Annotated in this window: 16 protein-coding genes and 1 pseudogene; 4 read left to right on the top strand and 13 right to left on the bottom strand. The window is 66.5% G+C overall.

Annotated elements, in window-relative coordinates; translation table 11 throughout:
- Positions 1-79 precede the first annotated feature (79 nt).
- The gene (locus tag ACFPO9_RS26445) at positions 80-763 is read left to right on the top strand and encodes an MOSC domain-containing protein (RefSeq protein WP_379777188.1); all 684 of its coding nucleotides are present in this window, start codon (positions 80-82) and stop codon (positions 761-763) included.
- A 179-nt stretch (positions 764-942) separates the two neighbouring features.
- Here ACFPO9_RS26445 and ACFPO9_RS26440 read toward each other — a convergent pair.
- The 6 genes and pseudogenes from ACFPO9_RS26440 to ACFPO9_RS26415 all read right to left on the bottom strand — a co-directional run.
- Positions 943-1,224: pseudogene (locus ACFPO9_RS26440) on the bottom strand (type VI secretion system baseplate subunit TssF); the annotation flags it as partial.
- Between the two features lie 41 nt (positions 1,225-1,265).
- Positions 1,266-1,778: a type VI secretion system baseplate subunit TssE gene (gene tssE, locus ACFPO9_RS26435; protein ID WP_379777184.1), complete on the bottom strand. Its 513-nt coding sequence runs from the start codon at positions 1,776-1,778 to the stop codon at positions 1,266-1,268.
- Positions 1,779-2,061: 283 nt separating this feature from the next.
- Entirely contained in the window at positions 2,062-3,018 is a 957-nt protein-coding gene (locus tag ACFPO9_RS26430) for an IS1595 family transposase (RefSeq protein WP_379777181.1), read from the bottom strand.
- Between the two features lie 131 nt (positions 3,019-3,149).
- The gene (locus tag ACFPO9_RS26425; protein ID WP_379777178.1) at positions 3,150-3,293 is read right to left on the bottom strand and encodes a hypothetical protein; all 144 of its coding nucleotides are present in this window, start codon (positions 3,291-3,293) and stop codon (positions 3,150-3,152) included.
- A 5-nt stretch (positions 3,294-3,298) separates the two neighbouring features.
- Entirely contained in the window at positions 3,299-3,946 is a 648-nt protein-coding gene (locus tag ACFPO9_RS26420; RefSeq protein WP_379777175.1) for a beta/gamma crystallin-related protein, read from the bottom strand.
- 101 nt (positions 3,947-4,047) lie between these two features.
- The gene (locus ACFPO9_RS26415; RefSeq protein ID WP_379777173.1) at positions 4,048-4,404 is read right to left on the bottom strand and encodes a MerR family transcriptional regulator; all 357 of its coding nucleotides are present in this window, start codon (positions 4,402-4,404) and stop codon (positions 4,048-4,050) included.
- Between the two features lie 76 nt (positions 4,405-4,480).
- On the opposite strand from ACFPO9_RS26415, the gene ACFPO9_RS26410 reads away from it, so the two are divergent.
- The gene (locus tag ACFPO9_RS26410) at positions 4,481-4,987 is read left to right on the top strand and encodes a hypothetical protein (protein WP_379777170.1); all 507 of its coding nucleotides are present in this window, start codon (positions 4,481-4,483) and stop codon (positions 4,985-4,987) included.
- Here ACFPO9_RS26410 and ACFPO9_RS26405 read toward each other — a convergent pair.
- On the bottom strand, positions 4,876-5,766 hold the full coding sequence (locus ACFPO9_RS26405) for a LysR family transcriptional regulator ArgP (RefSeq protein WP_379777167.1): 891 nt from the start codon (positions 5,764-5,766) through the stop codon (positions 4,876-4,878). The two genes, ACFPO9_RS26410 and ACFPO9_RS26405, sit on opposite strands and share 112 nt — an antisense overlap.
- Positions 5,767-5,862: 96 nt before the next feature.
- Here ACFPO9_RS26405 and ACFPO9_RS26400 point away from each other — a divergent pair, with 96 nt between their 5' ends.
- On the top strand, positions 5,863-6,480 hold the full coding sequence (locus ACFPO9_RS26400) for a LysE/ArgO family amino acid transporter (RefSeq protein WP_379777165.1): 618 nt from the start codon (positions 5,863-5,865) through the stop codon (positions 6,478-6,480).
- A gap of 12 nt (positions 6,481-6,492) precedes the next feature.
- Here ACFPO9_RS26400 and ACFPO9_RS26395 read toward each other — a convergent pair whose 3' ends face one another.
- Together ACFPO9_RS26395 and ACFPO9_RS26390 are read right to left on the bottom strand one after the other, a co-directional pair.
- On the bottom strand, positions 6,493-7,509 hold the full coding sequence (locus ACFPO9_RS26395; protein ID WP_379777163.1) for an XdhC family protein: 1,017 nt from the start codon (positions 7,507-7,509) through the stop codon (positions 6,493-6,495).
- Positions 7,510-7,584: 75 nt separating this feature from the next.
- Complete coding sequence (locus ACFPO9_RS26390; RefSeq protein WP_379777161.1) at positions 7,585-8,010, bottom strand: DUF7684 family protein; 426 nt, start codon at positions 8,008-8,010, stop codon at positions 7,585-7,587.
- A 104-nt stretch (positions 8,011-8,114) separates the two neighbouring features.
- On the opposite strand from ACFPO9_RS26390, the gene ACFPO9_RS26385 reads away from it, so the two are divergent.
- Entirely contained in the window at positions 8,115-8,891 is a 777-nt protein-coding gene (locus ACFPO9_RS26385; protein ID WP_379777158.1) for a glutaminyl-peptide cyclotransferase, read from the top strand.
- A gap of 33 nt (positions 8,892-8,924) precedes the next feature.
- Here the strand turns inward: ACFPO9_RS26385 and ACFPO9_RS26380 are convergent, their stop codons facing one another.
- The 4 genes from ACFPO9_RS26380 to ACFPO9_RS26365 all read right to left on the bottom strand — a co-directional run bounded on the left by ACFPO9_RS26380 (position 8,925) and on the right by ACFPO9_RS26365 (position 15,800).
- Complete coding sequence (locus tag ACFPO9_RS26380) at positions 8,925-9,941, bottom strand: zinc-dependent alcohol dehydrogenase family protein (RefSeq protein ID WP_379777653.1); 1,017 nt, start codon at positions 9,939-9,941, stop codon at positions 8,925-8,927.
- Positions 9,942-10,238: 297 nt separating this feature from the next.
- Positions 10,239-11,984: a DUF885 domain-containing protein gene (locus ACFPO9_RS26375; protein ID WP_379777155.1), complete on the bottom strand. Its 1,746-nt coding sequence runs from the start codon at positions 11,982-11,984 to the stop codon at positions 10,239-10,241.
- A gap of 142 nt (positions 11,985-12,126) precedes the next feature.
- Positions 12,127-14,553, bottom strand: a complete 2,427-nt coding sequence (locus ACFPO9_RS26370; protein ID WP_379777152.1) for a TonB-dependent receptor plug domain-containing protein — start codon at positions 14,551-14,553, stop codon at positions 12,127-12,129.
- 314 nt (positions 14,554-14,867) lie between these two features.
- Positions 14,868-15,800: a DUF808 domain-containing protein gene (locus tag ACFPO9_RS26365; RefSeq protein ID WP_379777149.1), complete on the bottom strand. Its 933-nt coding sequence runs from the start codon at positions 15,798-15,800 to the stop codon at positions 14,868-14,870.
- Between the last annotated feature and the right edge of the window lie 47 nt (positions 15,801-15,847).

Genomic DNA, 15,847 nt, shown 5'->3' with positions numbered 1-15,847 from the left:
TTGTTTGCGCTATCGAAACGCTTGCAAACTTGGGTCCCCGCCTTCGCGGGGACGACGTTTTTGAGCCAAGGTATTCATCATGTTTGATACCGACTCGGGGCGCGTTCTGGCGTTGGCGCTGCGTGCACCGCACAGCGCCGGCTCGACGCCGGCGGCGCAGCTCGAGGCTCTTCCCGGCACCGGCGTGAATGGCGACCGCCACGCCGATCCGCTGTCGCCGCGCCAGGTGCTGCTGGCCAGCGCCGCCGTCTACGCCGGCCTGGATCTGCCGGCGCATGCGCTGGGCGAGAACCTGCTGCTCGACCTCGACACCTCGCAACTGCTGTCCGGCGCCGTACTGCAGATCGGCGATGCCGTCCGGCTGCGCCTGATGTTCCAGTGCGAAGCCTGCGGCTACCTCGATGCGCACAGGGCCGGCGTGGCGGCGCGGATCGGCAGGCGCCGCGGCGTGCTGGCGCGCGTGCTGGCCGGCGGTGTCGTCCACCCCGGCGACCGCATCCGAGACCTGGGCCGGCCGCTAGCCGCCTGGTCAGATGACTGGCGGGAGCGGGTTGCGCAGGTCTTGTGCGCGGTGCCGGAGGGGATGGTGCTCACTTACGCCCGGCTGGCGCGCCTGGCCGGGGTGCAGTCGACCTATTGCCGCGCCTTCCCGCGCCTGCTCAAGAGCCTGGGCCAGGCCGGCAAGGCGGTGTCCGGCCAGGCGGCAGCCGGATTGCACACCTGGGATGGCGGCGGCCTGTTCGGCGACGAGGGCGCCGCTTAAAGCGCGTGCAATCCGTCGCGCAGGTCGCGCCGGTCCTGCGCCTGCGTGCCCTCGACCAGGTCGGCATCCCAGCCCAGGCGGCCGATGGCCGATCCCTCTTTCATGGCCACCTCGCGCACGTCGGCCGCGCACGGCACCAGTGCCATTTCGTATTCGAGCGTCACGCCGGTAAACAAGGCATGCTTGAGCGAATAAAAGGGTTGATAGGCGATGATGGTTTCGCCCTGCGGGGTCTGGCGCACCAGCGAGACCGAATCGATCGCCTGCGCCTCGTAGGCGAAGGCGCGGCGCGCATCGGCCAGCACCGGATAGCTGGCGCTGGTATGGGTCAGGCGGATCGGATCGCCCTTGGTGCGGAACAGGTTCACCACCGGCGTACAGCCGAGCAGCAGCTTGTTCGTCGACAGGGTCGCCAGCATGCGCGCCGTGTTCGAGTCGGCGCGCAGTCGCGGCAACTGCAGCCAGCCGGGCGCCTGCTCGCCGGTGGCGGCGATCGTGAGCTTCAGGCCGGCGCCGGCGCGGTCGATGCCGATCCTGCGCGACCGGCCTTGCTGATGCTGTACTGGAGGGTCGAGCGCTGCAGCACGGCGTCGAAGTTGACCGGCTCCTGCGAGCTGCTGGCCACCAGCAGCGCCGTGATCGAGAAATTCAGGCGGTTCACGGCCCCCTCGCGGATCTCGAGCGAGGCTTTCACGTTGCGCAGGCGCGGCTCGTGGCGCCCGATGACCTTTTCCAGGCAGGCGCAGATGTGGGCGCGGTCGGCGGGGCTGGACAGCGAGCGGTCGGCGAAATCGCTGAGGCCATAGTTCAGGATCGAGCGGCTGCATTCCGGGAAGTCCTTGAGCAGTTCCTCGTCGATCACGGCGCGGGTATTCAGCAGGGCCTCGAGGTCGCGCGCCACCGCGTCCTTCAGGTCATCGGCCGAGATCCGCGAGACGGTGGCGCCGCCGCCGGCTGCGTGACGCGCCGGTATGCCGAGCAGGCGGTCGAATAAACCAGGCGTGAACCCTTTCATCGGCATCCCTCCCTTGATCGAGCGGAAAGTCTTACATAGACGCCGGCGAAAAAATAGTTCAGTTGGTCCTGCGCTAACAAAACATTGACCGGGAGCAAGACCCATCGGGGTTCCCATAAAAAGAACGCCACGAAAAAGCCATGGTGGAGGACTCGACAGGAGGGATGGCGCCATGAACAGCAAGGTACTTTGGGGCGAGGGCCTGCTGCTGCGTCCGCAGCACTTCCAGCGCCAGGATCAATACCACGAGCACCGCCTGCCAAAAAGTATGGCGCTGTTCGCGTTACGTGTTGAAAACGCCGAGCGCCGCTCTGAGGAAGGCGTCCGAGGTGCCGATGCGTCCGCCATCCAGCGCCCAGCGCCACCCCAGGTAATTGCCCAGGTAGCGGCTGGCCACACCGCGAAACGGCAGCAGCCAGGCGCGCAGCCGGCTGTGATAGGCGTTGACGTTCTGCACGTGGATGGCGCCGCGCGTCCTTACCCCTGCTTTCGGATTGACCGCTTGGTGGGTAATACCCGCCTCGGCTGCGAAGGCCCGGTAGGCGGCATGGGCATCGGTGACCAGCAGGACGTCGGGTTCCAGCCGCGACTTCAAATGCTCGTGCAGTTGCGCCCGCGTCACCGGTCCTTTGCCGGGCACCCAGTCGAGGGTCTGGCCGGTGCGGTCACGGGCGACCAGGATGCACATTTGCTCGTTCGAGATGCCGCGTCTTGTCGCTTTGCCGCCGCGTTTGCGTGGCGCGCGCTGTAAATGTCGCGAGCCCTTGTGGGATTCGAGCACATACATTTCGTCCGCCTCGGCGATCCCGGTGAGGCAAGCGGCCCGATCTTCCTTGCTCAGTCCCAGGAAGCGGTGACGCCAGCGGAAGCTGGTCGCGCTCGCCACGCCGAGCTCGGCGGCGGCACGCCGAATGCTGCGCGAGTCAAGCATGCGGTCCAGATAGTCGAACCAGTGCTGTTTGTGGCGCAAACGCGCCAATGGCGTGCCGCTCAGCGCGTTGCAGGTACGGCCGCAGCCGCGGCAGCGATAGCGCTGCAGGCCGTGCGCCTGGCCATGCCGGTAGAGTTGGCGTGAGCCGCAGGCCGGGCAGGCGAGCCGCGGCGCCGCCATTTGTTCGATGAGCTCGACGGTCTTGTCGAGCTTTGCTGCCGGCAACAGCAGGGCCCGCAGGCGTTCGCGCTGGCGCCGGGTCAAAACGGGAATCTGCTTGAGGAAGTGTTCGAACGTGCGGGCATGCATGGCGCCTCCGGCTTCGGTTCAGGTCGATGTTGGACCTCGGCCGTTCAAGATGATTCCACACTTAATGCGAACAGCGCCAAAAGTATCGATGCGGTGCATCCGTATGCGTGGGGCGAGGAACGCCTGGCGATCTACGCGACGCCCTCGGCAGCAAGGTGCTGCGCATGCTGGCGCTGGCGCTGGCGCTGCGATCCGGGCTTCGTGCCGCCCAGCCTGTCGGTGGGATCGGCGCCGCTGCTGCGCCTGCGCCGCGCCGCGCAGCGGGATGTTTGCATAAGCCTCAGCGCACCCGGCGCATCGACGAGATGCGGTTGTTCATCCCCTCCAGGAAGGGATAGCGGCCCGGGCCGAACACGACGCACTGGCCGCGGAAGTCGCCGTGCTCGCAGAATTCCCAGCGCCCTTCGTGGATGACGATGGAGCCGGCGCGGTCGTTGAAGCCGACGTCGTTCAGTTCGCGCACGTCGCCGGACAGGCTGACGGCGGGGCCCTCGAAGCGCTGGCCGGAGAACAGCTGGACCGCGTCGCCGCGGCCGCCACGCTCGTCGCGGCGGTCATCACGGCGGTCATCGCGCTCGCCACGCCAGCCCGGGCCGCCGCGGCGGTCGTCGCCGCCGCGGCCGCGCGAGATTTCGCGCACCGACGAGATGCGGTCATTGAAGCGCGGCAGTTCGCGGTATTCGCCGGGGCCGAACTCGGCGCAGTAGCCGCCGAAGTCCTTGTTCTCGCAGACCTGCCAGACGCCCGAGCGCACGACCAGGCTGGAGGCGCGGTCGTTGAAGCCCATGTCGGCCAGGTTGTAGGCATCCCGGTCGATGCTCAGGCGGGCGCCGCGGAAGTCGCTGTCGGTGAACAGCGTGATCTCGCCGGCGGCTGCGGCTTGGGCAAGGGTGGCCAGCACGGCGGCGGCGGCTAACAGGCGTTTCATGTGATCTCTCCTCTGAATTGTTCTACGCGCGCCTATCACGGGCGCCCGTGACTCTAACGCGGCAGGAGAGTAGCACGCGGACATGTTCTTGTAACAAATTCCTACTGCCTTAGCGGACAGGCGCCCGGCTCTTCGAGTTCGCGCGCCAGTTCGGTCCGCAGCGCGCCCAGGGCGGCGATGCGGGCGTCCATGTCGGCCAGCTTGCGGCGCAGCGCGTCCCGCAGCTCGGTGGCGGAGGCGTCGGGCGATTCCAGCAGCGGCATGCCGGCTTCGATCTCGGCCAGCGTGAAGCCGAGCTGCTGGGCGCTGCGCAGGTAGCACAGCCATTGCACGGCTTCCGGCGGATAGTCGCGGTAGCCGTTGTCGCGGCGGCGGGGCAGCAGCAGGCCGCGCTTTTCATAGAAGCGCAGGGTGTCCCGGCTCAGGCCGGTGGCGGATGCCAGTTCTCCGATTTTCATGGGCGGCGATGAAAGAGCTTGACCCTGGAGTGTACTCCAGCCTTGATGATGCAGGTATCCCATCGACGGAGCCATCATGAACCTGCCCGCTTATCTGAAAATCGTCCGCGCCAGCGCCTGGTACGACCTGCTGCTGACCGCGCCGTTTGCCACGCCCTGGAGCTTCGCGCTCGTGCACGCCCAGCTGTCCGCGCTCAACCAGGCGCTGGGCGGCGGCGCCCTGCCGGCCTTTTCTCCCTTTCACATCTTCTTCGCCGGCCTGATGGGCAGCGTGGTGCTGACCTGGAGCGTACTGCGCCTGCGCAGGACCGAGGCGGTGCTCGGACGCTACGACGGCGTTACGCGCTTCCTGTTCGCGTCCTGGATGGGCTGGACCCTGGCCATGACCGGCGCCCCGATTCTGTGGCTGTTCGTGCTGCCGGAATTCGCCTGGGGCGTCGTGCAGTGGCTGCCCGTCGCCGCAGCGGCTGCTCAGGATGGCAGCAGCACCGCGCGCGCTCCCTTCACCAGCGCCGCGCCCATGCGTTCCAGCCTCGGCGGCTGGATCCGCCAGGCATGCCAGTGCAGGCTCACGTCCATGTGAAGCTGCGGGGTCAGGTCGACCAGCTGGCCGGCTTCGAGCATCGCCGCGCACTGCTCCAGCGGCAGCATGCCGTAGCCGAGGCCGAGCCGGATCGCCTGCGCGAACGGGTCGCTGGCCGGCACGTAGTGAAAGGGATACGAGCCCTCGGGCAGCCCGAAATGCTGCAGCAGGAAGGCCGCCTGCAGCGAATCCTTGCGGTCGAACACCACCACCGGCGCCTTCCGCGCCGCCTCGCGCGTAAAACCGCCGGGGAACCAGCGTTGCGCGAAATCCTTCGACGCCACCAGGCGGTAGCGCATGATGCCCAGCGGCGTGACGGTGCAGCCGCGCATCGGTTCCGGCTCGCCGGAGATACAGGCCAGGGCGCGCCCCTGTTCGAGCAGCGTGAAAGTGTGCCACTGGTCGTCCAGCACGAATTCGACCAGCAGCCCTTCCGCCGCCAGCACCGGCGCCAGCACCGGCAGCAGCCAGGTCGCGAGGGTGTCGTTGTTGACGGCCAGCGGCACCCGTACCGGCACGGTGGCGTCCTCGGTCTCGGCCAGGAACTCGGCTTCCAGCAGTTCGCGCCTGCGTAAAAACTGCAGCAGGCGCATGCCGGGCGCGGTCGGGCGGCAGGGACGGCTGCGGATCAGCAGCGGCGTGCCGAGGTCCTGTTCGAGCGCGGAAATGCGCTGGGACACGGCCGAGGGCGTGAGCTTCAGCCGGCTGGCGGCCGCTTCCAGGCTGCCGCTGTCGACGGCGGCGAGGAAAGCCTCGCTGCGGCGCGGATCGATCTTCATGGGTTAGCGAAATTTATGGTGGATTAGATTTCGTTAATGTAATTGAAGATTCGCGGCCGGGCACGCATCCTGGCGTTCTACGCACAGGAGAGCACGATGTTTTCGCAGCAGGTATTTCTACAGGGACTGGGCATGGGCGCCAGCCTGATCATGCCGATCGGCGCCCAGAACGCGCACGTGATCCGCACCGGGGTCGGCGGGCGGCACGTGGGCTTGACGGTGGCGGCCTGCGTCCTCGTCGACGTGACCCTGATCGCGCTCGGCATGGCGGGTCTCGGCCAGCTGGTCGAGTCCTCGAGCTGGCTGCTGGCGGCGGCGCGCTACGGCGGCGCCCTGTTCCTGCTGTGGTACGGACTGCGCTGCTGGAAAGGCGCGCTCGGTGGCGGCGCTGCGGGACCGGTGGCCGCCGGGCAGCAGCCACCCACCGCGCGCCGCGCCCTGGTGACGGTGATGGCGATGTCGCTGCTGAATCCCCACGTCTACCTGGATACCGTGGTGCTGCTGGGCGCGGTCGGCGGCAGCCTGGCGGCCGGGCACCGCGGTGCCTTCGCGCTTGGTGCGATGACGGCTTCGCTGCTGTGGTTTTCGCTGCTCGGCCTGGGCGCGCGGCGTTGCGCCTTCGTGCTGGGCCGGCCGATGGTCTGGCGCGCCATCGAAGGGTTTACGGGGACGACGATGCTGGTGCTGGCGCTGCTGCTGCTGAAGGATGCCTGAAGCAGCAGCTGGCTACGCCGCCAGCGGATTCTCGGGCAAGTCCCTGGCCAGCGCCTTGCCGCCCTCCACCGACATCTGCACCGGCAGCGCGACCCCGTTCTTCACGGCGGTCAGCTCGGCCAGGATGGACACGGCGATCTCGTAGGGCGTCTTGCTGCCGATGTAGATGCCGATCGGCCCGTGCAGCTTCGCGATCTGCGCTTCCGTCAGGTCGAACTCGCGCAGGCGCTCGCGGCGCCGTGCATTGTTGACGCGCGAGCCGATCGCGCCGACATAGAAGGCGTCGGTTTTCAGCGCTTCCATCAGGGCCAGGTCGTCCAGCTTGGGGTCGTGGGTCAGCGCGATCACGGCGCTGCGGCTGTCGAGCTTCATCTCGAGCACGACGTCGTCCGGCATCGCGTGCACGACGTCCACGCCTCCTAGGGCCCAGCTGCCGCGGTATTCCTCGCGCGGGTCGCACACCGTCACCTGGTATTCCAGCCCCACCGCGATCTGCGCCAGGAACTGCGACAGCTGGCCGGCGCCGATGATCAGCATGCGCAGGCGCGGCCCGTGCACGGTGACGAGAACGCCGTCCTGCATGCGCAGCTGGTCCTCCGGCGCCGCCGTCGACAGCGCGACCGCGCCGGTCTCCAGCTGCAGCGTGCGGCGGGTCAGCACGCGGCGCTGCGCCAGCGCCAGCAGTTCATTCATGCGGCTGTGCGCGCCCAGCGGTTCCACGACCAACTGGATCGTGCCGCCGCAGGGCAGGCCGAAGCGGTGCGCCTCGTCGGCGGAAATGCCGTAGGTGACGACTTCCGGCTTGGTGCGGGTGATGCCCTTCTCGCGCACCGCGGCGATCAGGTCGTCCTCGATGCAGCCGCCGGAAACGGAGCCGACCACCAGGCCGTCGGCGCGGATCGCCATGGTCGCGCCTTCCGGACGCGGGCTCGAGCCCCAGGTGCGCACCACGGTCACGTACTCGCACTGGAATCCGTCCTGGATCCATTGCGCGCAGGCGTGCAGTACTTCGAGGTCGATACTGTCCATTCCGGTTCCTTATTCAGCAGCAGATTGCAGACCGCATGCTAACGCAAATCCGCAAGGCGCTCCGGACGGCTGACCTCAGGCGTCCGCGTATTCCTGCTCGATCTCGTCCTTGCGGTTCAGCAGCGAGATATCGAGGATGACGGTGGCCTTGAAGCTGTGGCTGGGGTGGGCGGCGCGGTGCCTGGCGAACCAGAACACCTCTTCGCGGTCTTCGTCCTCGTGCCAGGTGGCGATCACCGCGTGCTCTTCGGGAACGTCTTCGTAATCGAAGGCTTCCAGCGCCGCATCCTCGACCATGTCGTGCCAGGCCTCGCAATCCTTGCCCCAGGCCAGCAGGTAACGGCAGCCCGCCGCCACCAGCCAGCGGCTGATTTCGGCCTGCCACAATTCCGTGACCTCTTCCTCGGCCAGCACGATGGCGAGGAAGGGAGAAAGGTGGTCCAGCGCGGGCGGCTCGCTGCCGGGCGGCAGCTGCAGGTAAGTCAGGATCTTGTTTTGCATGATGGCGCAAGCTTACCACCGGCGGCGCCGCGCGTGAGGTCAACCGGCCCGGCGGTGGCGCGTTGCTGGCATACTATGCCGTCACCGCACCAGGAGTGTCCACCTTGAAGAAATTCGCATCCTTCGCCCTCGCCGCCACGCTGCTCGCAGGCGTCAATATCGCCCAGGCCGCCATTCCGGTCTACGGCTTCGTGGTCAAGAACACCTACCCGCACGATCCGCAGGCGTTTACGCAGGGCCTGTTCATCAAGGATGGCCAGCTGTACGAAACCACCGGCCAGAAAGGCCAGTCCACATTGCGCAAGGTCGATCTCAAGACCGGCAAGGTGCTGCAGAAGAAGGCGCTGGCGGACGAGTATTTCGGCGAAGGCTCGACCCCGGTCGGCGACACCATCGTCGGCCTGACCTGGCAGTCGAACGTCGGTTTCATCTATGACGCCAGGACCTTTGCGCTGAAGGGCCGCTTCAACTACAAGGGCGAAGGCTGGGGCCTGGCCAGCGACGACAAGAACGTCTACATGAGCGACGGCAGCGCCGAGATCCGCATTCTCGACCCGAAGACCCTGGAAGAGCGGCGCCGCGTCAAGGTGACGGCCGAGGGCAAGGCGATCGCCCAGCTGAACGAACTGGAAATCGTCGACGGCGAGCTGTATGCCAACGTCTGGGGCACCGACGTGATCGCGCGCATCGACCCGGCCAGCGGCAACGTGGTCGGCTGGATCGACCTCACCGGCCTGCTGCCGCCGGCGCAGCGGGGCACCAGCTCGGTCGACGCGGTCCTGAACGGCATCGCTTATGACGGCAAGCACCGCAAGCTGTATGTGACCGGCAAGCTGTGGCCGAAGCTGTACGAAATCGAATTGGTGCAGATTCGCCGTTGAGTTGATGTCAGGCGTGGGCACGGTGTGCCCACCCTACGCCACCGCGATCACCACTTTGCCGAAGTGCGAGCCCGATTCCATGTGGCGGTAGGCTTCGCGGGCCTGGTCGAAGGTAAACACGCGGTCGACCACCGGCTGCAGGCCGCTGGTGTCGGCAAAGCGCATCACCTTCTCCAGCATGGTCCGGCTGCCGACGAAAATGCCGACAATGCGCTTGGCGCCGGCCAGCAGGGTGGCCGGATTGACCTCGCCGCCGAAGCCGCTGACGCCGCCGATGATGGCGACGCTGCCGCCCATCGCGCTCGATGCCACCGAGCGGTTCACCGTGCCTTGCCCGCCCACTTCCAGCACCACGTGCGCGCCCGCGCCATGCGTCAGGCGCAGCACCTCCTCCTGCCATTCCGGGAAGCTGCGGTAGTTGATCGTCTGGTGCGCGCCCAATTCCCGGGCGCGCTGCAGCTTCTCGTCGCTGGACGAGGTGATGATGGTCTTCAGGCCCGCCGCGATGGCCAGCTGCAGGCCGAGCACCGAGACGCCGCCGGTACCCAGCAGCAGCACGGTATCGCCGGGACGGATGCCGTTGCTCGATTCGAAGATCGCGTTCCAGGCGGTCACGCCGGCGCAGGGCATGGTGGAGGCGTCGACGAAGCTCATGCCCGGCGGGATTTTCACCAGTGCGTCTTCCGGCAGCACGACTTCCTCGGCCAGCATGCCGTCGATGTCGCCGCCCAGCGAGTGGCGGATCTTGTCCGGCCCGGTCGGACCGTCCTGCCAGTAAGGGAAAAAGGAGGCGGCCACGCGGTCGCCCACCTGCACCCGGCTCACGCCCGGGCCCACCGCCAGCACCTCGCCGGCGCCGTCCGAACAGGGAATGATCGGGTCGTCGACGGTGACCAGGTAGTTGCCGTTCGCAACCATCAGGTCGCGGTAGTTCAGCGACACCGCGTGCACGCGCACCCGCACCTCGCCGATGCCCAGTTCACGCTCGGGAAAATCCACGCACTGCAGCCCTTCGATGCCATCGCCGGGGAGAATCTGGTAAGCCCGCATCATTGCCCTCCGTCCATCAATTTTCAAATATTGTGAACCCAATGATCAGTTGACTGGCGCACGAAAAAAAAGCCCGTCCTGGCATCAGGAGCGGGCTTGCCGGACCGGGAACGCGTTCAGGCGCGGCGCACCGGATCAGCCTGGTAGGTCTGCTTGCTGAACTTCGCCTGCACTTTTTTCAGCAGAAAGCCGGCAATCGCCATCATGATCATCTTGCGCATAATTATCTCCGTCCTGTAGATAAAGGGTTGGAGACAAGCTTACCGAAAAACCGGGCACAGGCGGCGCGAGATAGGTTCAGCGCTTCTGCGACGGGATGAAATCCTTGAGCACCGCCTCGCGCATCAGCTTGGGCGGCAGGATGCCCTGGGCGATCACGAAGTCGTTGAAGGCCTTTAAATGAAAGCGCTCGCCCAGCTCGATCTCGGCCAGGGTCTTCAGGGCGCGCAGTTTCACGTAGCCGTAGTAGTAGGCGGTGGCCTGGCCGGGGCTGCGGTAGGAATAGCGGTCCACTTCCGACTGGGCGAAAGGCTCGGACAGCACCACTTCCTGCATCAGGAAGCTTTTCGCCGCTTGCGGCGTCATGCGGCCCAGGTTGATCTGCGGGTCGAGCATCGCGCGCGCCATGCGCAGCAGGCGCGCATGCAGCGACACCAGCTGGCCTTCCGGCGGCATGTAGGGCAGCACCAGGGCTTCCGAATACAGGCCCCAGCCTTCGACGTTGGTGCTGTTGAAGGCAAAGCGGGCGCGCGCCACCGACATGCCCTGCTCCACCATCGACGCGAACTGCAGCTCGTGGCCCGGGCGCGCCTCATGCGCGGCCAGGGTCCAGGACATCGCGGCGAAGTCGAAGTCGTTCATCTTTTCCTTCGACTTCGCGTTCGGATTGGCCAGCGGGATCACGAATTCGCCGTATTCTCCGGTGTTGCCGATCATGCGCGGCGGGTTCATGAAGGGCGCCGGCGAGCGCGCCGCCTCGGCCGGGGTGGCGGTGCGGATGCTGGCTTCGCGCGCAGGCAGGGTCACCAGCTCGTGCTGGCGGATGATGCCTTCGATGTCCTTCAGCCTGTCGCGGTAGTAGGGCAGCAGCTGGTCGGACGGGATCGCGGTTTTCTTCAGCTCGCGCATCACGTCGCGGTAGTCGCTCGAGGGCAGGTGCTTCTGCGCGGCGATGATGTTGGCCACCACCTGCATCTGGTCGCGCACCTCCTGGAAATCGAAGCTGGCGCGCTCGATCATCTGCTCCGGCGCGATGTCGACGCCGACGTTCTTGAGGCGGTTCACGTAGATCGCTTCCGGCAGGCGCACCTCCTTGCGCGCGCGCGGCAGGATGCGGCTCTTCACGAAGGCGTCGTAATCTTTTACTTGTTGGCGCAGGGCCGCCAGGTCGGCTTCCCAGCCAGTCAGTCTGGCTTTCTTGAACAGGTCTTCGATGCCGTCCAGGTAGGTGGCGTTGTTGTTCAGGCCTTCCTGGACTTCTTCGATGTACGGTCCGATCAGCGACTGGTTGGCCAGGCGTTCCTCGGTGCGGGCGCGCACCAGCGTGGCGAGCGGCGCATAGCCGTTTTCCTTGCCGGCGTAGCGCTTCAGGCGCACCAGGGCCAGCTTCTGGCGTTCCGGCTTGTTGCGCGGGTCGAGCAGGGCGCGCAGGCCGCCGTACACCAGCTCACCGACGTTGGTGTAGTCGAGCAGGTACTGGCGCTCCAGCTTCATGCTGGCCACCTGCTTTTCGCGCGAGTCGATCAGGATGTCGAGGTCCTGGCCCACTTTCGGGTCCTTCTCGAAGGTGCGCTGGCGGCGCAGGTCTTGCAGGCGCTTTTCGGTGTCGGCCAGTTCGCGCTCGTAGTCGCGCGGCTTGAAGTCGGCGACCATGGTGTCGAAGCTCTCGTCGCCCAGCTGGGTCGAATCCTCGGGGTGGTACTTGCCGGTGTCCTTCAGGACCGGCTGGGTGTAGGCGTCGCTGCGCGCGACCCAGGCGGGCGGGGCGGCGATGACGCTGCCGGATGCGAGAACGAGGGCGAGACCGAGAGCGAGGCGGGCCATGCGGCTTCCTTTGAAAGGGCGATTCCGCATTCTAGAGAAAGGCCGGCGGCCCGTAAACGTCATTCCCGCGCAGGCGGGAATCCAAGCCAAGCTAGCGTAACGCGAAAAAATTTGGGCCCCCGCCTGCGCGGGGGCGACGGGGTCAGAAGCTGTAGTTCGCCCGAGCGTAGATATACCGCCCGCCCGTACCAAACGGCGTGTAGTTGGCAAACGGCGTGTTGCTGGTGGTGTTCAAGGAAGGCGGCAGCGTCTCCGAGTACTGGTCGAACACGTTATCCACACCCACGGCCAGGTTCACCTGCTTCGTCAGCGCATAGCGCCCCTCCAGGTCGACGATGGTCTTCGCGCCGAGGTTGAAGTCGAAGGCGGCCGTCGTGCCCGGCGACAGCACCTCGCCGTAGCGGGTCGCGCGCAGGGTCGCGCCCCATTGCGCCAGCTTCCAGTTGGCGCTCGCCGTGATCTTGTTCTTCGGCTGGCCCTTCTCCAGCGTCAGCACGTTCAGGCGGTCGAACAGCACCGGCGCCGGGTTCAGCGCCGCCAGCTGCGCCGAGGTCGGCACCTTGGTGACTTCGGTCTTGTTGAAGTTGCCGGCCAGGGTGAAGTCGAAGCGGCCGTTCGAACCGAGGTTCAGCGGGTAGTTGGCGACGATGTCGACGCCCTTGGTGGTGGTGTCGACGCCGTTGATGAAGAAGCGGCCGCCGCCCACGCCGGTGAAGCCGCGCGAGACGATGTAATCGCGCACCGCCGCCGAGGTCAGGTTCTCCGACAGGATGATGCGGTCGGTCACCTCGATGCGGTAGGCATCCACGGTCACGGTCAGCGGATCGAAGCGCATCACCGCGCCCAGCGAGACGTTGGTCGACTTCTCGGCCTTCAGCGGCTTGGCGCCGAGCGCCACCGCCACCGGGTCGGTCGGCTTGAAGGTGGTGATCTCGAAGGGCACGCCGTTGATGAAGTTGGTCGAGGTCGAGGTGAAGTTCTGCTGCTGCAGCGAGGGCGCGCGGAAACCGTTCTGCAGTGCGCCGCGCAGGGCGAAGGTCTTGTTGAAATCGAAGCGCGCCGACAGCTTGCCGGACAGGTTGTTGCCGAAGTCCGAGTAATGCTCGCCGCGCACGGCGCCCGAGACCAGCAGCTGGTCGGTGACGTTCGCTTCCAGGTCGACGAAGGCGCCGACCGCGTTGCGGTGGGCGTCGGTTTCGTTGGCCGGACGGAAGCCCGGGAACACCTGGGCGCCCGGCGCGGCCGGGGTGCCGTTGGCCAGCACCACGCCGCCGTAGCGGTAGGAATCCGGTTCGCCGGCGTTCAGCTGGTAGCCTTCGCGGCGCGCTTCGATGCCGACCGCCACGTTCAGCGGCGAGGCCAGGCCGGCGCTATCGATCTTGCGCACGCCCGTCAGGTTCAGCACTGTCTGGTCGTAGCCGTAGCCGCCGGCGTCGAACACCGTCTTGCTGGCCGGGCCGATCGAACGGTTCAGGGTATTCTGGATTTCGTAATCCATCTCGTTCTTGCCGTAGACGATGGACGCATCCATGTCCCAGGCGCCGAGGGTCCAGGTCACGCCGCCGGCGGCGCTGTAGTCGTTGACGGTCGGCGCGATGATCGGCAGGAAGCCGTCCGGATAGATCGACGGGATGTTGCGCACATCCTGCGGGGTGCGGAAGTAGCCGGCCGAACGGGCGTCGCGGTTCTGGTAGCTGGCCCAGCCGTAGATCTTGACGTCGCCGCTCAGGTTGTTGCCGGCGTTGACGAACAGGGTCGACTGCTTGACTTCGGGCTCGCCGTACCAGGCGTCGAAGCGGTTGATGGTCAGCTCGCGCGGATCGTAGGCGGTACCGACTTTCGGATACAGCTGGCGCATGTCGTAGCCGGCGCGCTCGGTGTGTTCCTGGTTCTTGTATTCGGCGGCCAGGGTGATGTAGCCGCTCTCGCCCCACGGCAGGCCCTTCCAGGCGCTGACGGTGGTGGTCTGGCCGTCGGTGCGCTTGCGCGAGCTCGGCGCGGTCCAGGTGCCGCCGGCCGGGGCGACGTCGTTCAGCAGATCGTATTCCGTCTTGTGCACGCCATAGACCACGGTGCCCTCGCCGCCGCTGCGGTCGGTGCGCAGGCGGACGTTGACCACGCCGGAAATCGCATCCGAGCCGTATTGGGCGGCGGCGCCGTCGCGCAGCACTTCGATGGTCTTGACCATGCTGGATGGGATCGTGTTCAGGTCGACCGAGGCCGAACCGCGGCCGATACTGCCGTTCAGGTTTACCAGCGAGGAGGCATGGCGGCGCTTCGAGTTGACCAGCACCAGCGACTGGTCCGGCGCCATGCCGCGCAGGGTGGCCGGGCGGATCGTGTCGGTGCCGTCGGTCAGAGAGGGACGCGGGAAGTTCAGCGAAGGCAGGGCCACCGACAGCGCCTGGTTCAGTTCCGTGGAACCGCTGGTCTTGAGGGTGTCGGCGGAGATGATGTCGACCGGCGAGGCGGTGTCGAGGGCGGTGCGGTTGGCAACCCGGGTGCCGGTGACGACCACGGTGGCCGGGTTGCCGGCGCCGGCGCTGTCCCCGGTTTCCTGGGCCCACACGGGGGCGCCAACGAATAGCGAGGCAATCGATAAGGCGAGTACGGTTTTTTCCGGTGCAAATCCTTGTTTCATCGCTAGATCCTTCTTGTTGGGATGCTAACGATACTGTGCCGGGTATTTATTGTTGTCAATTCGCTCAATTGCGTAGATGCAATTTCACAACACCGTAGTTAAGCACGGTGCATGTAAGGAATGCGTAAGCGAGCTACTGCTCCGTCATTCCCGCGCAGGCGGGAATCCAAGTTTGTTTGCGTTTCGACTGCGCGTCGAACTTGGGTCCCCGCCTGCGCGGGGACGACGGTTTAGTGCTGCGGTTATTTTTTGCCGCGCAGGCGCTGCACGATGGTGACCACCAGCAGCACCACGGCGCCGACGAGCACGCCGGCCACCGCATCGATCAAGGTCGGCGCCACCGCCGCCAGCAGGCCGCCGACGGCCGGCACCCCGGCCACGGCATGGGCCGCGCCTTCCGCCAGGTGGTGCAGCGGTTCGAAGGCATGGCCGATGATGCCGCCGCCGACCATGAACATGGCGACGGTGCCGATCACCGACAGCGATTTCATCAGCATCGGCGCGCCCTTCAACAGCATGTTGCCGATGGCGCGCACGGCGCTGCCGCTCTTGCGGCTCAAATAAAGACCGAGGTCGTCGATCTTGACGATGCCGGCGACGATGCCGTACACCCCGACCGTCATCGCGATCGACACCGCGACCAGGGCCGCCACCTGGGCGCCGAAAGACGCGCCCTGCTCGTTGACCACGCCCAGCGCGATCACGATGATTTCCGCCGACAGGATGAAGTCGGTGCGGATCGCGCCCTTGATCTTGTCCTTTTCGACTTCGCACATGTCGGCGTTGGACGCCAGCGCCGTCGCCAGTTCTTCCTCGTGGGCGGCGTCTTCGGCGGCGCTGTGCAGGAATTTGTGGGCCAGCTTCTCGAAGCCCTCGTAGCAGAGGTAGGCGCCGCCCACCATCAGCAGCGGCGTGATCGCCTGCGGGATGAAAGCGGAGATCGCCAGCGCGGCCGGCACCAGGATCGCCTTGTTCTTCAGCGAACCGACCCCGACCGCCCACACCACCGGCAGTTCGCGGTCGGCGTTCACGCCGGTCACCTGCTGGGCGTTCAGGGCCAGGTCGTCGCCCAGCACCCCGGCCGTCTTCTTGGCTGCCACCTTGCTCATCAGGGCGACATCGTCGAGCACGCTCGCGATGTCGTCGATTAACGCCAGCAAACTGCCTGCAGCCATTGTTCCGCCTCCAATATCAAGATGGCCACATCTTACCCGACGCTTCA

This window comes from Massilia aerilata (assembly GCF_042656905.1).
Lineage (GTDB): Bacteria > Pseudomonadota > Gammaproteobacteria > Burkholderiales > Burkholderiaceae_D > Telluria > Telluria aerilata.
The sequence above is the reverse complement of the archived record's forward strand: the minus strand, read 5'-3'. Positions and strand labels throughout refer to the sequence as shown.

What these genes read in the sequence shown, in the direction of transcription:
- ACFPO9_RS26445 (WP_379777188.1), top strand. Translation starts at nt 80, where the DNA reads ATGTTTGATACCGACTCGGGGCGCGTTCTGGCGTTGGCGCTGCGTGCA.
- tssE (WP_379777184.1), bottom strand. Translation starts at nt 1,778, where the DNA reads ATGAAAGGGTTCACGCCTGGTTTATTCGACCGCCTGCTCGGCATACCG.
- ACFPO9_RS26430 (WP_379777181.1), bottom strand. Translation starts at nt 3,018, where the DNA reads ATGCATGCCCGCACGTTCGAACACTTCCTCAAGCAGATTCCCGTTTTG.
- ACFPO9_RS26425 (WP_379777178.1), bottom strand. Translation starts at nt 3,293, where the DNA reads ATGCAAACATCCCGCTGCGCGGCGCGGCGCAGGCGCAGCAGCGGCGCC.
- ACFPO9_RS26420 (WP_379777175.1), bottom strand. Translation starts at nt 3,946, where the DNA reads ATGAAACGCCTGTTAGCCGCCGCCGCCGTGCTGGCCACCCTTGCCCAA.
- ACFPO9_RS26415 (WP_379777173.1), bottom strand. Translation starts at nt 4,404, where the DNA reads ATGAAAATCGGAGAACTGGCATCCGCCACCGGCCTGAGCCGGGACACC.
- ACFPO9_RS26410 (WP_379777170.1), top strand. Translation starts at nt 4,481, where the DNA reads ATGAACCTGCCCGCTTATCTGAAAATCGTCCGCGCCAGCGCCTGGTAC.
- ACFPO9_RS26405 (WP_379777167.1), bottom strand. Translation starts at nt 5,766, where the DNA reads ATGAAGATCGATCCGCGCCGCAGCGAGGCTTTCCTCGCCGCCGTCGAC.
- ACFPO9_RS26400 (WP_379777165.1), top strand. Translation starts at nt 5,863, where the DNA reads ATGTTTTCGCAGCAGGTATTTCTACAGGGACTGGGCATGGGCGCCAGC.
- ACFPO9_RS26395 (WP_379777163.1), bottom strand. Translation starts at nt 7,509, where the DNA reads ATGGACAGTATCGACCTCGAAGTACTGCACGCCTGCGCGCAATGGATC.
- ACFPO9_RS26390 (WP_379777161.1), bottom strand. Translation starts at nt 8,010, where the DNA reads ATGCAAAACAAGATCCTGACTTACCTGCAGCTGCCGCCCGGCAGCGAG.
- ACFPO9_RS26380 (WP_379777653.1), bottom strand. Translation starts at nt 9,941, where the DNA reads ATGCGGGCTTACCAGATTCTCCCCGGCGATGGCATCGAAGGGCTGCAG.
- ACFPO9_RS26375 (WP_379777155.1), bottom strand. Translation starts at nt 11,984, where the DNA reads ATGGCCCGCCTCGCTCTCGGTCTCGCCCTCGTTCTCGCATCCGGCAGC.
- ACFPO9_RS26365 (WP_379777149.1), bottom strand. Translation starts at nt 15,800, where the DNA reads ATGGCTGCAGGCAGTTTGCTGGCGTTAATCGACGACATCGCGAGCGTG.